The 15,764-nt window shown below is 65.2% G+C and carries 11 protein-coding genes and 1 tRNA gene; 8 read left to right on the top strand and 4 right to left on the bottom strand.

Annotated elements, in window-relative coordinates:
• Positions 1–88: 88 nt before the first annotated feature.
• Positions 89–553 (bottom strand): Lrp/AsnC family transcriptional regulator, encoded by a 465-nt coding sequence (locus tag ACFOES_RS01020; RefSeq protein ID WP_377831034.1) that lies wholly within the window; start codon positions 551–553, stop codon positions 89–91.
• Positions 554–658: 105 nt separating this feature from the next.
• Between ACFOES_RS01020 and putA the strand changes: the two genes are divergently transcribed.
• Positions 659–4,123: a bifunctional proline dehydrogenase/L-glutamate gamma-semialdehyde dehydrogenase PutA gene (gene putA / locus ACFOES_RS01015; RefSeq protein ID WP_377831029.1), complete on the top strand. Its 3,465-nt coding sequence runs from the start codon at positions 659–661 to the stop codon at positions 4,121–4,123.
• 59 nt (positions 4,124–4,182) lie between these two features.
• Complete coding sequence (locus tag ACFOES_RS01010) at positions 4,183–4,929, top strand: rhomboid family intramembrane serine protease (protein WP_377831027.1); 747 nt, start codon at positions 4,183–4,185, stop codon at positions 4,927–4,929.
• Positions 4,930–5,086: 157 nt separating this feature from the next.
• On the opposite strand, the gene ACFOES_RS01005 is transcribed toward ACFOES_RS01010, so the two are convergent.
• Both ACFOES_RS01005 and ACFOES_RS01000 read right to left on the bottom strand, forming a co-directional pair.
• A complete protein-coding gene (locus ACFOES_RS01005; RefSeq protein ID WP_377831023.1) occupies positions 5,087–5,875 on the bottom strand; it encodes an inositol monophosphatase family protein in 789 nt (262 codons plus the stop codon).
• Between the two features lie 280 nt (positions 5,876–6,155).
• Positions 6,156–7,061 carry a LysR family transcriptional regulator gene (locus tag ACFOES_RS01000; protein ID WP_377831021.1) on the bottom strand — a complete coding sequence of 302 codons (906 nt, stop codon included), beginning with the start codon at positions 7,059–7,061 and terminating at the stop codon, positions 6,156–6,158.
• A gap of 93 nt (positions 7,062–7,154) precedes the next feature.
• Between ACFOES_RS01000 and metF the strand changes: the two genes are divergently transcribed.
• The 6 genes from metF to ACFOES_RS00970 all read left to right on the top strand — a co-directional run bounded on the left by metF (position 7,155) and on the right by ACFOES_RS00970 (position 15,227).
• On the top strand, positions 7,155–8,021 hold the full coding sequence (gene metF / locus ACFOES_RS00995; protein WP_377831018.1) for a methylenetetrahydrofolate reductase [NAD(P)H]: 867 nt from the start codon (positions 7,155–7,157) through the stop codon (positions 8,019–8,021).
• A gap of 107 nt (positions 8,022–8,128) precedes the next feature.
• Positions 8,129–8,614: a PaaI family thioesterase gene (locus ACFOES_RS00990; RefSeq protein WP_377831016.1), complete on the top strand. Its 486-nt coding sequence runs from the start codon at positions 8,129–8,131 to the stop codon at positions 8,612–8,614.
• 110 nt (positions 8,615–8,724) lie between these two features.
• Positions 8,725–8,808, top strand: a tRNA-Leu gene (locus ACFOES_RS00985).
• A gap of 789 nt (positions 8,809–9,597) precedes the next feature.
• Entirely contained in the window at positions 9,598–10,905 is a 1,308-nt protein-coding gene (locus ACFOES_RS00980; protein WP_377831014.1) for a hypothetical protein, read from the top strand.
• A 4-nt stretch (positions 10,906–10,909) separates the two neighbouring features.
• A complete protein-coding gene (locus ACFOES_RS00975) occupies positions 10,910–13,393 on the top strand; it encodes an ATP-binding protein (protein WP_377831012.1) in 2,484 nt (827 codons plus the stop codon).
• Positions 13,386–15,227 carry a hypothetical protein gene (locus ACFOES_RS00970; RefSeq protein WP_377831010.1) on the top strand — a complete coding sequence of 614 codons (1,842 nt, stop codon included), beginning with the start codon at positions 13,386–13,388 and terminating at the stop codon, positions 15,225–15,227. Before ACFOES_RS00975 ends, ACFOES_RS00970 begins: the two co-directional genes overlap by 8 nt.
• Before the next feature lie 83 nt (positions 15,228–15,310).
• Here ACFOES_RS00970 and ACFOES_RS00965 read toward each other — a convergent pair.
• A partial coding sequence (locus tag ACFOES_RS00965) for a tyrosine-type recombinase/integrase (protein ID WP_377831008.1) occupies positions 15,311–15,764 on the bottom strand: 454 nt, incomplete at its 5' end.

Genomic DNA, 15,764 nt, shown 5'->3' with positions numbered 1-15,764 from the left:
AGGCAGAAGAGGTCATTCCCCCCTTCTTCCGGGCGCAAGTATCCCGGGGGGAGCGGGGGCTGGCCCCCGGCTTTGCCGGCCCTGCGCCCTAGAGCGGCCCTTCCTTCACCGCCTCCATCGCGACATGGGTCGAGGTGGCAGCGACATGGGGCAGGCCGGACAGCTTCTCGGCCAGCACCTTGCGGTAATCGTGGATGTCGCCGGTGCGGATCTTCAGCAGGTAGTCGAAGCTGCCGGCGATCATGTGGCACTGCTCGATCTCGGGGATCGCCCGCGCCGCCTTGTTGAAGGCCTGCAGCGCCGCCTCGCGGGTATCGGACAGCCGCACCTCGACGAAGGCGACATGCGACAGCCCCATCTTGATCGGGTCGAGCAGGGCGCGGTAGCCGGTGATGACGCCGCTTTCCTCCAGCCGCTTCAGCCGCGCCTGGGTCGGCGATTTCGACAGGCCGATGCGACGGGCGAGCTCGGTGGCGCTAACCCGGCCGTCGGTGGCCAGTTCGCGCAGAATCGCGCGATCGAAGCGGTCGAGCTCTGCGGGGGCGGATTGCATCGCATTATTCCTCAATTGCGGTTCGTTCGGCCAAAGATGGGCGAACAATCGGGACATATGGCTTGCCGTTTGGCGATATTCTAGATCAAACAGGAGACCCGTGCCATGCCCCTTACTGCCGCACCCCTTTCCGCCCTCGACATCGCCCCGTTCCGCGCCGATCCGCTGACCCCGGAAGGGCCGCTGCTGGCCCGGCTGATCGACCAGGCCGGGCTCGACGCCGCCGCCCGGTCCCGGATCAGCGCCGCCGGTGCCGACCTGGTCCGCCGCATCCGCGCCAGCGCGCGGCCGGGGCTGATGGAGGTGTTCCTGGCCGAATACGGGCTGTCGACCGAGGAGGGCATCGCCCTGATGTGCCTCGCCGAGGCGCTGTTGCGGGTTCCGGATGCCGAGACGGTGGACGCGCTGATCGAGGACAAGATCGCGCCCAGCGACTGGGGTCGGCACCTGGGCCATTCGGCCTCGTCGCTGGTCAACGCCTCGACCTGGGCGCTGATGCTGACCGGCAAGGTGCTGGAAGAGCGCGAGCCGGGCATCGCCGGCCACTTGCGCGCTGCCGTCAAGCGGCTGGGCGAGCCCGTCATCCGCACCGCGGTCGGCCGGGCGATGAAGGAGATGGGGCGGCAATTCGTGCTGGGCGAGTCGATCTCTTCGGCGATGGACCGGGCCGCCGGGATGGAGGCCAAGGGCTATTCCTACAGCTACGACATGCTGGGCGAGGCGGCGCGGACCGGCGCCGACGCGCTGCGCTACCACAAGGCCTATGGCGATGCGATCAAGGCCATCGCCCGGGCCGCCAAGGGCAAGGACGTGCGGGTCAATCCGGGCATCTCGGTCAAGCTCTCGGCGCTGCACCCGCGCTACGAGCTCGCCAAGCGGGCGCGGGTGATGGAAGAGCTGGTGCCGCGCGTGCAGGAGCTGGCGCGGCTGGCGGCACAGCACGGGCTGGGCTTCAACATCGACGCGGAAGAGGCTGACCGGCTTGAGATTTCGCTCGAGGTGATCGCGGCGGTGCTGGCCGATCCCGAACTCGCCGGCTGGGACGGCTTCGGCGTCGTCGTCCAGGCCTATGGCCGCCGCGCCGGGCCGGCGCTCGACTGGCTCTACGCGCTGGCCCAAAGGCTCGACCGCCGGATCATGGTCCGGCTGGTCAAGGGCGCCTATTGGGATACCGAGATCAAGCGGGCGCAGGTGCTGGGGCTGGAAAGCTTCCCGGTCTTCACCCGCAAGGCCGCGACCGATGTCAGCTATATCGCCAATGCGCGCAAGCTGCTGGGCATGACCGACCGCATCTACCCGCAATTCGCCACCCACAACGCCCATACCGTGGCCGCGATCCTCGAGATGGGGCGCGACCGCGACGCCTACGAGTTCCAGCGCCTGCACGGCATGGGCGAGCGTCTGCACGATATCGTCCACAGCGACATGGGCACCCGCTGCCGCATCTACGCCCCGGTCGGCGCCCATCGCGACCTGCTGGCCTATCTGGTGCGGCGGCTGCTGGAGAACGGCGCCAACAGCTCCTTCGTCAACCAGATCGTCGACGAGGAGGTGCCGCCGGAGAAAGTGGCCGCCTGTCCCTTCGCCGCCGTCGAGCCGCTGCTGCCCGAGGTTGCCAATCCGGCGATCCGCACCGGGCCCGAGCTGTTCGGTGCCCGCGGCAATTCGCGTGGCTGGGACATCACCGATAGCGGCGATCTGGAGGGGATCGAGGCGGCGCGCGCACCGTGGCGCTCGGAGGTCTTCCATGCGGCGCCGATGATCGCCGGGCCGGTGGTCGGCGCCGCGCCGCTGACGGCGGTCAATCCGGCGCGGCCGGAAGACGTGGTCGGCAGGGTGGTGCATGCCGCGGCCGAGGATGTCGAGACGGCGCTGGCGGCGGCGCGGCCCTGGGACGCCCCGGCCGAGGAACGGGCGAAGGTGCTGCGCAAGGCGGCGGAGCTCTACGAGGCCGAGTTCGGCCCCGCCTTCGCCATCCTGGCGCGCGAGGCGGGCAAGTCGCAGCTCGACGCGGTGGGCGAGCTGCGCGAGGCCTGCGATTTCCTGCGCTACTATGCCGATGGCGCCGCCGGGCTGACCGCCCCGGCGCGCGGCGTCTTCGCCTGCATCAGCCCGTGGAACTTCCCGCTGGCGATCTTCACCGGCCAGATCTCGGCCGCGCTGGCCGCCGGCAACGGCGTGCTGGCCAAGCCGGCCGAGCAGACGCCGCTGATCGCCGCCCTCGCGGTGCGGCTGCTGCACCAGGCCGGGGTGCCGGAGACGGCGTTGCAGCTGCTGCCCGGCGACGGCCCGACCGTCGGCGCGGCGCTGACCTCGGACCCGCGCGTCGCCGGTGTCGCCTTCACCGGCTCGACCGAGACGGCGCAGGCGATCCGGTGGGCGATGGCCGACAATCTCGATCCCGCCGCGCCGCTGATCGCCGAAACCGGCGGACTCAACGCGATGATCGTCGACTCGACGGCGCTGCCGGAACAGGCGGTGCGCGACATCCTCGCCAGTGCCTTCCAGTCGGCGGGCCAGCGTTGCTCGGCCCTGCGCTGCCTCTATGTCCAGCAGGACGTCGCCGAGACCGTGCAGACGATGCTGTTCGGCGCGATGGAGGAGCTGGCGCTGGGCGATCCCTGGGACCTGGCCACCGATGTCGGGCCGGTGATCGACGCCGAGGCCCGGCAGGGCATCGCGGAGTATGTCGCCCGGGCGCGGACCGAGGGCCGGGTGCTGAAGGAGCTGCGGGCGCCGAACGAGGGCCATTTCATCGCCCCCCTGGTGCTCAAGGTGACCGGCATCGCCGATCTCGAGCGCGAGGTCTTCGGCCCCGTCCTCCACCTCGCCACCTTCAAGGCGCACGAGATCGACAAGGTGATCGCCGATATCAACGCCACCGGCTACGGCCTGACCTTCGGGCTGCACAGCCGGATCGACGACCGCGTCCAGCAGGTGGTCGAGCAGATCAAGGTCGGCAACACCTATGTCAACCGCAACCAGATCGGCGCCGTGGTCGGCAGCCAGCCCTTCGGCGGCGAGGGCCTGTCGGGCACCGGGCCCAAGGCCGGCGGGCCGGAATACCTGGCCCGCTTCACCAAGGGCGAGACGCCCGCGGGCGGCCGCTGGGAGGGCGATGACGAGCGCGCCCGGCTGCAGGGCGAGCTGCGGGCGGTCCGGGTGCCGGCCGAGGCGCGGCGGGTGATCGACCTGCCGGGACCGACCGGCGAGTCGAACCGGCTGTCGCTGCTGCCGCGGGCGCCGGTGCTCTGCCTCGGCCCGGGGCCGGACACGGCGGCGGCACAGGTCACGGCGGTCGAGGCCGCCGGCGGCATCGCGGTGGCGGCGGCGGGCACGGTGGCGCCCGACTGGCTGACCGGGCTCGACGAGTTCTCGTCTGCTCTATGGTGGGGCGAGGTCGAGATGGCGCGGGACTACGCGCGGGCCCTGGCGGCGCGCGACGGGGCGATCCTGCCGCTGGTCACGGAGATGCCGGATGCCGGGCGGGTGCTGCTGGAGCGCCATGTCTGCATCGACACCACCGCCTCGGGCGGCAACGCCCAGCTGCTGGCGGCGGTGGCGGCCTGAGCGCGGCGGCTTGACGATGTCCGCTTGACGGTGGGCCGCGGATCGGGAAGCGTATCCCCATGTTCCCGATCCGCGATCACAACCCCTCGGGCCGGACGCCCTATGTCACCTATGCGCTGATCGCGATCAATGTCGTGGTCTTCCTCAGCACATGGCCCTTCATCACCAGCCAGCTCGAGGCCTACCGCTTCTTCAACGCCTGGGCGATGATCCCGGCCCGGGTGACGTCGGGTTATGGCTGGGAAACGATCCTGACCTCGATGTTCATCCATGGCGGCTGGATGCACCTGCTGGGCAACATGCTGTTCCTGTGGATCTTCGGCGACAACATGGAGGACGGGCTGGGCCATGCCGGCTTTCTCGGCTTCTACCTGGTGGCCGGGCTGGCGGCGGCGCTGCTGCAGATCGCCGGCGACCCGGGCTCGCGCATCCCGATGGTCGGCGCCTCGGGGGCGATCGCCGGGGTGATGGGCGGTTATTTGATGCTGTTCCCGCGCGCCCGGGTCGACGTGCTGCTGATCTTCATCATCTTCTTCCGAGTCGTCATCCTGCCGGCCTGGATCGTGCTGGGGGTGTGGATCGGGCTGCAGGTCTTCAGCAGCCTGGCGGTGACGGCGGATGGCGGCGGCGTCGCCTACCTGGCCCATGTCGGCGGTTTCGCCGCCGGGCTGGCGATGACCCTGCCGATCTGGCTGCGGCGCGGCGGCATCGGCTACTGGCGCCGGACCCATGGCCGGCCGCCACATCCGCAGGCGGAATACGAGCTGTCGAAAAGCCGGATCCCGGTGGTGCGCAAGCGGCGCTGATCGGGGGGCGCCGCGCTTGGCACGCGTCGCGCGGGCGAGGGGCCGTTTGCCCCTCGCGCTCCCCGAGGATATTTGCGAGCAGAAAGTTGGGAAGACGCTGCCGGCCGTTCCGAGGGGAAAACATCCCCACCGGAGGCAAGCGGCGCGGTGGCGCGGCTTATTCGTCGCGGATGATCTTGGCGAAGGGGGCGAAGATCTGGTCGTTGGCGACCAGCACGGCGCCCTTCTCGAGGATATCCTGGCCTTCGCGGATCGGCCCCACCAGGCCGCCGGCCTCGCGCACCAGCAGCAGGCCGGCGGCGATGTCCCAGCTGTTCAGGCCGCGCTCCCAGTAGCCGTCGTAGCGGCCGGCGGCGACATAGGCGAGGTCGAGCGCGGCCGAGCCCCAGCGCCGGACGCCGGCGCAGGCCGGCATCAGCCGGGCGAGATCCTGCAAGGTGGCGGGCAGGGTGCCGCGGCCGCCGAAGGGCACGCCGGTGGCGAAGATGCATTCGATCATCGAGCGCCGGCCCGAGACCCGCAGCCGCTGGTCGTTCATCCAGGCGCCGGCGCCCTTCTCGGCCCAGTAGAGCTCGTCCTTGGCGGCGTCGAAGATGACGCCGGCGACGATCTCGCCCTTGTGCTCGAGCGCGATCGACACCGCCCAGTGCGGCAACCCGTGCAGGAAGTTGGTGGTGCCGTCGAGCGGATCGACGATCCAGCGCCGGGTCGGGTCCTTGCCTTCGACCGGGGCGCTTTCCTCGCCGACCCAGCCATAGGTCGGGCGGGCGGCCATCAACTCGTCATGGATGATCTTCTCGGCCGCGATATCGGCGCGGGAGACGAAATCGCCCGCCCCCTTGGACGAGACCTGCAGGTTCTCGACCTCGCGGAAGTCCTTGACCAGACTGCGGCCGGCCTTGCGCGCGGCCTTGATCATCAGGTTGAGATTGGCGCTGCCTTGCATCGGGGGGCTCCTTGGTAACCGGGGCCGTATAGGCGCAAAGGGGACGGAAGGGAAGGGGGCGATAGCTTGGAGGGGAAGGCTGTCCGCCATGCAGATCATGCAGCCTGCCGACCATCCGGCTTTCCGGGGCTTCAGCCCCGGATCGCGCCCGACCCCGCCCCCCATTGCGGGCGCGATTGCGCCCACCCTCGGGGCCGGGCGCGATCCTCCGAGCCTTTGAGCGGCCGCAGTTGAGTGACCCCAGTGCCGGGCACGCGGGCAGAGAGCGGCGCGCGCCGCCCTACTGCCGTTGCAGCTTGACCGGCTCGGTGCGGGCAAGGCGCAGGAAATGGGCCATGAAGGGCCGCGTCGCGTCCTCGTCGCGGGTGGCGGCGTAGAGCCGCTTGGTCAGGCCCTGTTCGGTGACCGGCCGGGTGACGTAGTCGGAGTGATACTTGACCTCGCGCACCACCCAGTCGGGCAGCACCGAGACGCCGCGGTTCGAGGCCACCAGCATCAGGATCACCTCGGTCAATTCGACCTGCCGCACCGCCCGCGGCTCGACCTTGGCCGGGATCAGCAGCTCGGAGAAGATGTCGAGCCGGCCGCGGTCCATCGGGTAGGTGATCAGCACCTGGTCGCGGAAGTCAGCGGCCTCGATATAGGGCTTTTCGGCCAGCGGGTTCTGGGCCGAGGCGACGAAGACCGGGGCGTAGTCGAAGAGCGGGTGGAAGGTGACGCCGGGCAGATCCTCGGGGTCGGACGAGATCACCAGGTCGACCTCCTCGCGCACCAGCGCCGGCAGGGCGTCGAAGGCCAGCCGCGGCCGGATGTCGACATCGACGTCGGGCCAGGCATGGCGGAAGACCTCGAGCACCGGGAACAGCCACTGGAAACAGGCGTGGCACTCGATGGCGATGTGCAGCCGCCCGGTCTTGCCCGAGCGCAGGGCGCGGAATTCCTCGTCCAGCGCGTCGATTTCGGGCAGCACCTTCTCGGCCAGCCGCAGCAGCCGGTGGCCGGCCGCCGACAGCCGCAAGGGCTTGGACCGGCGGGCGAAGAGCTCGACCCCGGCCTGTTCTTCCAAGCCCTTGATCTGGTGGGACAAAGCCGATTGCGTCATGTTCATCATCTCGGCCGCGCGGGCAAGGCCGCCGGCCTGGTGGATGGCGCGGATCGAGCGGAGATGGCGCAGTTCCAGATGCATCTTCTTGTCGCGTTGTTCATATTGATCTTGAGGATTATGAATTTGTCTCACGTTCCGCGATTTGCGACAAGAGAGCATCTCAGGAGGATCATCATGGCCACGCCGCGCGTCTCGTTCGAATTCTTCCCGCCCCAGTCGCTGGAGGCGAGCTTTCGGCTGTGGGAGACGGTGCAGGTGCTGGCGCCGCTCAATCCCGGCTTCGTCTCGGTCACCTATGGCGCCGGCGGCACCACCCGCAAGCTGACGCATGAGGCGGTGACGACGATCGGCAAGAATTACGGCCTCAATGTCGCCGCCCACCTGACCTGCGTCGAGGCGACCCGCGACGAGACGCTGGAGATCGCGAAATCCTACGCCGAGGCCGGCGTCAGGGAGATCGTCGCGCTGCGCGGCGACGCGCCCAAGGGGCAGGAGCGGTTCACTGCCCATCCCGATGGCTTCGCCAACTCGGTCGAGCTGATCGAGGCGCTGGCGGCGACGGGCGATTTCACCCTGCGCGTCGGCGCCTATCCCGACCCGCATCCCGAGGCCGCCGACAGCATGGCCGACGTGCGCTGGCTCAAGCGCAAGATCGAGGCCGGGGCGTCCAGCGCCATCACCCAGTTCTTCTTCGAGCCCGAGACCTTCCTGCGCTTTCGCGACGCTTGCGTGAAGGAAGGCATCGAGGCGCCGATCATCCCCGGCATCCTGCCGATCGAGAACTGGAACGGGGTGAAGAAGTTCGCCGGCCGCTGCGGCGCCGCGATCCCGCAATGGCTCGACGACGCCTTCGAGACCGCCAGGCGCGACGATCGCGAGGACCTGCTGGCCACCGCGATCTGCACCGAGCTCTGCGACACGCTGATCGGCGAGGGGGTCGAGGACCTGCATTTCTACACCCTCAACCGGCCGCACCTGACCCGCGACGTCTGCCACGCGCTGGGCGTGACGCCGGACGTGACGCTGGAAAAGGTCGCCTGAGCGGCGGCCTTGCAGCCGTCCGGGTTGCGACGCAGGGTCACGCGCGCGACCCGGTTGCAGCCCTTTCCGCCTGCCCCTAGGCTCGCGCTTCCGACAAGGAGGTGCGCATGACCGAACAGTTTTTCGCGACGAAGCCCGACGACCTGCCGAACCGGGAGGAGCTGCTGTCGATGTCGGGGCTCGACTTCATGCGCGGCATCCTCGAGGGCCGGATTTCCGGCCCGCCGATCGCCGGGCTGATGACCTACCGGCTGCACGAGGTCGAGCCGGGCCGGGTCGCCTTCCGCGGCGCGCCGGACTTCACCGCCACCAACCCGATGGGCGGGGTGCATGGCGGCTGGTACGGGACGCTGCTCGACAGCTGCATGGCCTGCGCGGTGATGACCATGGTGCCGAAGGGCAGCTACTACACGACGCTGGAATACAAGATCAACATCACCCGCGCCCTGCCGGTCGGCACCGAGATCGAGGCCGTCGGCATGGTCAGCCATACCGGCCGCTCGACCGGCGTCGCCGAGGGCACGATCCGCGGCGTTGCCGATGGCAGGCTCTATGCCACCGGCTCGACCACCTGCCTGATCATGAAGGCCTGACCGGCCAGGCGGCCGTTTGCGCCGCCGCTTGCGCCGCCCCCTTGCCTCGGTGCCGCGTTTCCCCGAAAAGCGGTTTCGCGCGCCGCTCTCGCGCTCTAGGGTGGCGCCGCGCCCGCGTGGTGGAACGGTAGACACAGGGGACTTAAAATCCCTAGCCGCAAGGCGTGCCGGTTCGAATCCGGCCGCGGGTACCACATTGAAATGCAAATGATTCTGGTGAGTTTCGTTGGCGGAAAGGCGGTCCCGCACGGCTGATTTCCCCCACCATTTTCCCCCATTCCTGTTCCGTTCTTGTTCGGCCGAGCAGGGAAGAACGCGGGGTAGTAGGGCGAGACCGACCCATGCCCGACCTTCGATCTGACCGCAGCTCAGGTCCGGAAGCAGCCAATCTCCACTTTCAAACCGACTTCAGCCGCACCTGACATCTATTGCAGAACTGGGCGGATTCCAGACCTTCTCGGCAGATGCGTGACAGTTGGGCCTCGCTTGGAAAGCAGACGTTCGAGCGCGACGGAGACCGTAGCACGATCCATAATGTCAAAGCGTCAATTGACGCTCTGTGATGGTATTGCTTAGGTGTCGGCCTTGAGACCAAGCGAAGATCAGATTTCAGCCGCCGTCGAAGATCTTGCGGACACTCTTGCCGGTTCATCATCGTCAACAGACATTGTCGTCGACGCGATAGCGACGGAGCACAGGATTGCGCCGCAGGTTCTGCGGATTCGGTTCTCCAAGCATCACGGTGTCGAACGGGAAACTATCGAGACTTCACAGGGCCAAGCAATCGAGTTATCGTCACGCGGCAAGGCGTTGCGACCGGCGGGCTTCGGCAGGACTATACCGGGGGATTACGCTCATCACCCGACCAGATCGGGAAAATTCGGCTGTCTCATGGTGAGCATTTAATGCCCCTCTTAGCTCAACGCTCTCCTACTGCGCCTGACGTCCGCACAGCACAGGACATCGACGCCGAGCTTCTAAGGTTGCTGGAGGCCAAGGGCGCCGATCCGGACTTCTGGTCTTCGAAAGACCGCGATCGCAGCGATAGCGCCCACAGCATCTTCCAGTATCCGGCGATGATGGTTCCTATCGTTCAGCGTCGTCTGATGGGCGCCGTATTGGAAGTACGTCCGGACATCCAGTCGGTTTACGACCCTTTCATGGGCTCTGGCACCTCGTTAGTCAGTGGGATGCACTACGGGCTGGATGTGTATGGTAATGACATCAACCCGCTGGCTGTGCTGATCAGCCGAGTTAGGACGTCGAGAACTGTGGAGTTCACAGCCGAGGCGGTCGCTGAACAGGTCGCCGCCCAGGCCAAAGCGGATCGGCGCCAAACCATCGAGACCTCGATGGATAATCGCGAGAAGTGGTTTCAGCATGACGTGGCGATCGAACTGTCTCGGCTGAGGCGCGCGATCCGCAAGTGCACCGACCTTTGGATGCGCCGATTCCTCTGGGTGACGCTGGCCGAGACCGTACGGCTTACCAGCAATGATCGCACCTCTACCTATAAGCTGCACGCCCGCCCCGCAGACGTGATCGCCAAGCGCAGCCTGTCGCCGATCTCGGTGTTCCGCGACCTGGCTCGGGCGAATGCGTCTAGCTTCTCGACATTCAGGCGTCGGCTCACCGACGCCAATTGGATCAAGTCGGCCCAGTACGTCGGTCAAACCGACGTTCGCGTAGGCGATACGCGCCAGGCCTTAGACTACTGGGGCGACGCCGCCCCATTCGACCTCCTGATGACCTCGCCGCCTTACGGGGACAATCTGACGACCGTCACCTACGGCCAGCATTCCTACCTTCCGCTGCACTGGATCGATTTTCAGGATATCGATGCGACTGCGGACACCGCGATGTTGCGCACGACACAGGAGATCGATCGCCGCAGCCTGGGCGGCGCCTCGGGCGAAAGAGCCTGGGAGGAGGCGAAGCTCTTGGAGGCTTCACCCCGGCTGAAGCGGTTCGCCGATGGGCTGCCGTCCAAGCCGGACGACGGCCGGAGCCGCCTCGTCCGCTTCTATCGGGATTTCGGAGCCAGCCTCGACAGCATTCTGGGGGTGATGAAACTGGACAGCTACATGATTTGGACGGTAGGAAACCGCAGCATCGCCGGCCAACAGGTGCCCACCGACTTAGTGTTGGGCGAGTTGCTTGAGGGTTTGAACTGCAAGGTGATCACTACCCTAACGCGCCGCATTCACCACAAGCGTATGCCAGATCGGAATGCCAGTTCGGCGACCATGCGCGAGGAGAAAATCCTCGTCGTCCGCAAGGGTGAGCCCTAGCCGCATGGCCAATCCCCACTTCAACATCAGTGCTGCGGTCGTGCGCCAGTTGGGCGACGAGTTGGTCTCCGACGAGGTCACCGCCATCGTCGAACTGGTCAAGAACGCATATGACGCGGACGCCGATTACGCCCACGTGGTGGTCAATACCGTTGATCCGCCGCCTGGCGACCAAAGCAAGTTCCCCAAGGCCGTCGGCTATATCACTATTGAAGATGACGGCATGGGTATGGACCGTGCTGATATCGAGCGCGGCTGGCTGATGATTTCGCTGTCTGGCAAACGAGTCTTGAAGGCTGCCGGAGGCGTGACGCCCAAGGGGCGCACCCCGCTCGGTGACAAGGGCTTGGGGCGGCTGAGCACCCAGAAGCTGGGGCAGAACCTTGAGTTGTATACGCGCAAGGACGGCCAAGCTGCGACCCAGCACGTCGCCTTCGCCTGGAGCGCCTTCACCGACGACAAGAGTCTCAGCGAGGTCCCGGTGACCATCGAGGCAGCGGCCGCTGGCCGGGTGAAGGGTACGAAGCTGGTCATTTCCGGCCTGCGTAATCCGGGCGTCTGGCGGAGTGGCGCCGAAAATAGGCTTATCGCTGACCTCTCTCAGATCATCTCACCGTTCGCCGAGGCCCGGCCATTCCTAGTGACGCTGCGCATTGACGGCCGGCCGATCGACCTTGGACAGGTTTCGACTAAGGTGCGCGGCGCGGCCGTCGCCAAGTTCGTCGTAGACTTTGCCGACGGCGAGATGGACCTGACAGGCAGATTCCGGCTCGTGAAGCTACGCGGCAACCAAGACCAGGACTCATTTGAGCACCTACTGGCCCGCGACAACGGCCGCTCTTTCTTTGAATATCTGAAAAAGCGTAAAGCGCCGGTGGATTTTAGCTACAGTGACGACCCGAACTACTTCGTTGAATTCAAATACCGATTGCAGTTGTCGTCCCTGGCCAAGGTGGAGATGGTCCCGGGCATGGCCGCCGACTCTGACCCCGTCGTCGCCGATCCGGGGCCGTTCCATGCCGAGATAGATGAGTTCTTGTTCCGCCGCGATGAGGAGGGCGCCAAGCTAGGTGGTCTCGCCAATACGACTGAGGTGCGCGAGATCGTCAAACTCCACGCGGGCATCAAGGTTTTTCGCGACGGTTTCGCCATCAAACCCTATGGGCTGAATGGCGAAGACTGGCTGCGACTCAGCGCACAACAGACCAGCGGCGCTTCCTATTATGGTCTGCGACCGCAGAACGTCATCGGCTTCGTCTCGATTAGCGAAGCAGCCAATAACAACCTAAAGGACAAGACCGACCGTGAAGGCTTCGTCGCCAATGCGTATTCGCACAACTTCCGGCGGTTGATGCTACAAGTCGTCGAGGTCATAGGCGACTTCTACGAATGGTCGCGACGCAATTTCAACACTTACAAGGCCGATCTGCCGGCGCGCTCAAAGCCCTTCGAGGGCGGTAGAAAAGCGATCGCTGATGCCGAGGTCGTGGCCCGCCGACTGGCAACATACAGCCGTTCGGCCAAGGCGCTGGAGGCTAGCACCGCCTCCGCCCGCACCAAGATCGCGGCAGTCACGACCAAGATCAAACAGGCCCCGCTGCTGACGAGCGCGGCGGAACGCGAACTCGCTGAGCTCTTGACCGAGGCCAATCAGGCCCTTGAAGCCTCTCAAGCGCTGTTCGACCAGCTGGCGGGCTACGCCGAGGAGGCTAAGAACCTAGCCGATATCGTGGCGACCTTGTCGCCGCGGCTCGACGTGCTGAACGATCAGCTCCAAGACTTTTCCGAATTGGCCGGCCTTGGCCTCCTGGCTGAAGCCCTGTCACACGAGGTGCAGAACCAAACCGACCGGCTTATGCAGAAGGCCGCTGCCGCGATCGCCCGCGCGCGCAAAACGTCACCCCCGAATGCAGACTTGCTGGTCCTGGGTCAGGACGTGACTGCCGCGGCCTCAGCGCTTCGCCGACAGATCGGCCATCTGTCGCCGTCGCTGCGCTATCAGCGAGACAAGATCGAGAGCTTCAAGGTCGCCAGTCTTATCGATCAAATCCGTGAGCACTTCGCTGATCGCTGGGCCAGCCACGGCATCGAGACGGAGATCGAACCGGGCAGCGTCGATTTTGCGGTGAAGACCAGTCGTGGGCGGTTAACGCAGGTCATCGACAATGTTCTTCTGAACGGCGAGTACTGGCTCGCTGAAGCTCAATCGCGCGACAAGGCCTTCCGCCCGAAACTGGCGATTGCCTACGCTGCGCCTCGGCTTCGCATCTGGGACAACGCCGGCGGGGTTGACCCAGCCGTCGAGGACGTCCTGTTCGAACCCTTTATCACCTTGAAGCCGAAGGACGAAGGGCGGGGTCTTGGCCTGTTCATTAGCGCCCAAATTCTAGAGTCTATGGGCTGCAGCATCGCACTGCTGACTGACCGAAACACCCAAGACCGGAGATACATCTTCGAATTGGATCTAACAGGGATCATCGATGGCTGAAGACTCCAAGCCGAGGGCAATGAAAGCCGCCACAGCGCCCGACGCGCCCGAGCCCGCAGTGGCGGACAGCGCCGTCGTCGTAGAACCTGCCTCTGAGGCGTCGGGTGACGCGCGCGCAAAGCTTGCTCAGCTCTTTGATCATCTGAAGATCGCCAAGATTGTCTTTGTCGATGACAAAGCGGCGCTTGAGACCGACGTCGGTGCAGTCTTCAAGGTCTTGGTGGCGAAGCCTGAAGCGAGCGAGGCGCTAGCGCCGTTCTTCGCCGGTGTCACCCTTGAAATAGATAATGGTGCTTTGCCGGAGCAGCTGGCGGCCCGGCTGGCGGAACTGGATGGCGATAAGCAGGCGGAACTTCGCGAAGTGCTCTCTTCCCAAAGCGAGGACGCGGCGGAGCGCGAGGCTTTGGGGCTGCTTCAAGACCACCTGCCGGACGAAACGATAGCGCAACTGTTGACGCCGCAGGCCTGGCATGAGCAGCGGGCGGCCTTGATCGCAGAGTGTACGGAGGAGCATCGGACGCTCTTCCTGTTCGACCAGGAACTGGAGGTCGATGATGCGGACCTCGGCTTCAAGAAGGGTTCGGACATCATTCGCGACATGTCCGAGAAGGAACAGGCCGGGTTCGGCACGCGGTGGTTCTGCGGCATGCTTACCCACACCGTCCAAAAGGGCTCGGAGGTCGCCTCTTGGCGTGAGCTTGCGAAGTCCGAGAAGCTGGACCTTCGCTTTTTCATGCCGATTGCCAAGACCACTTTGGGCGATGCGCCGGAATTTTACGGCGCCGTCTATCGGACCCTCATCAACATCTACAGTCAGACGATGAAGAGCCTAGCAGCCGATGCCTTCGAAAAGGCTCTGGCAGACGCCCTTGAGCAGTTTTCGGACCTCGATCCCATCGACTTTGAGCACATGATCGTCAAGTCATCGGAGACGGAGGGCGTATCGGAGCTGGAGACTTTGATCCGTGTCTACGGGATCATTCAGAAGGACAAAGTGAAGGCTCAGATTCTTCAACACCCAGAATTTGAAAGATTCTCCGCGGCTACCAAAACCGCCAAGGACATCGCCGACATCGGCCGCGAGCTTTCCGCCAGTTCGCAGGAGCGGCTGCACAGGCTGCGCAGGGAGGAACTCTATGAGAGTGACGAGCTGGTCAATAGTTATAACGAACCGCTCCGCAACGGTGATGTGTTCGAGATCGGCGAAGGGGAAGATCTCAAGTTGTGGGTGCTGATTGCCCAACCGTGCGACCTGATGGTCCGCAGCAATGGAGAGCGGGTGCGGGAAAACAACTTCAAAGTTGCAGTGTTGGCGCCATTGCGCAGACGGGAACTGGGCGCAGATCCCAAGATAAAGGAAGGCCTGCACTTCTCGCTTGATCACTATGACCATTACGGTGCGCAATCGGCCATTGTCCAGTTGGCCGATGCGACACCGGCCAATCTACACGTCCTCGACCTGGCTGTTCTAAATGAGGACGGCCATTGCCAGCTCAGCGCTGCTGCTGACCCTAGCCTTAGCCTTCACAGTAAGGCTTGGGAGAAACGGGACAAAGAGCTTCGGAAGCACTTCCGGAGTGTGAGCAAGCAAATCGAATCAGCGCGGGAGAAGCACAATGACGAGGTCGCTGCCCTCATAGCGCGCGCGGTAATCCCGAGGGCTTCGCCCAAGAAGAGCTTTGCCAAGTATGGAACATACGACGCAGGCGCCTACAGCTACCCGATCCGTCGGCGTGGTCGGATTCGCGATCCGCTGGCGATCTCGCTGCTGAGCGCCTACAGCCGGTTCTTGGCCCGAGACGCTTACGAACATGATTTTTCCCGACCTGGCTGAGCTCGCCCTTAGCGGCGCACCCTGCAACTCACTCCTCTGATAGTGACCTGCTTCCCTTGGAAGCCGGCTATGGGCCGAAAGTGTCACTCGTGGGGAGTGCTAGAAATGCGGTCCCGTCGCTGCTGTGCCTGCTTGCTCAGCTGCTTCTGTGCGGCCCGGCGGCGATACTTCTGGACCATCACAAGCGTCCTGTGGCCGGTGACTGCCTGTATTTCCGCATCACTGCAACCAGCCTCAGCAAGTGCGACGGCCGCAGTGTAACGCCAGCCATGCATTACCAGACCGTCACAGGCCTTGCCGGCCGTCTTACGCACCGTACGAAAACGCCGCTCGATTGCCTGGTAGCCCAGTGGTTCAGTTAGGTTCTTCGGCAGCATGTAGGCGCCGCGCTTTGGCAGCGTGTCGAGATAGTCTCGCAGGCCCTGAGGGCAATAGACCCAAAGGCGCTCCTTGGTCTTGTCCTGTACCACGGCGATGTATTCGCCATCATAGTGGTCCTGACCTGCCACGGGATTTTTCCTCCACCGTCGATTAGAG

Origin of the sequence: Acidimangrovimonas pyrenivorans (assembly GCF_042643245.1) — a bacterium.
GTDB classification, from domain to species: Bacteria; Pseudomonadota; Alphaproteobacteria; order Rhodobacterales; family Rhodobacteraceae; genus Acidimangrovimonas; species Acidimangrovimonas pyrenivorans.
This window is presented reverse-complemented; position numbering and strand designations above follow the sequence as displayed.

Bases quoted from the DNA above. Each gene is read 5' to 3' on its own strand.
- ACFOES_RS00970 (WP_377831010.1), top strand. From the start codon at position 13,386: ATGGCTGAAGACTCCAAGCCGAGGGCAATGAAAGCCGCCACAGCGCCC.
- ACFOES_RS00975 (WP_377831012.1), top strand. From the start codon at position 10,910: ATGGCCAATCCCCACTTCAACATCAGTGCTGCGGTCGTGCGCCAGTTG.
- ACFOES_RS01010 (WP_377831027.1), top strand. From the start codon at position 4,183: ATGTTCCCGATCCGCGATCACAACCCCTCGGGCCGGACGCCCTATGTC.
- metF (WP_377831018.1), top strand. From the start codon at position 7,155: ATGGCCACGCCGCGCGTCTCGTTCGAATTCTTCCCGCCCCAGTCGCTG.
- ACFOES_RS01005 (WP_377831023.1), bottom strand. From the start codon at position 5,875: ATGCAAGGCAGCGCCAATCTCAACCTGATGATCAAGGCCGCGCGCAAG.
- ACFOES_RS00990 (WP_377831016.1), top strand. From the start codon at position 8,129: ATGACCGAACAGTTTTTCGCGACGAAGCCCGACGACCTGCCGAACCGG.
- putA (WP_377831029.1), top strand. From the start codon at position 659: ATGCCCCTTACTGCCGCACCCCTTTCCGCCCTCGACATCGCCCCGTTC.
- ACFOES_RS01000 (WP_377831021.1), bottom strand. From the start codon at position 7,061: ATGCATCTGGAACTGCGCCATCTCCGCTCGATCCGCGCCATCCACCAG.
- ACFOES_RS01020 (WP_377831034.1), bottom strand. From the start codon at position 553: ATGCAATCCGCCCCCGCAGAGCTCGACCGCTTCGATCGCGCGATTCTG.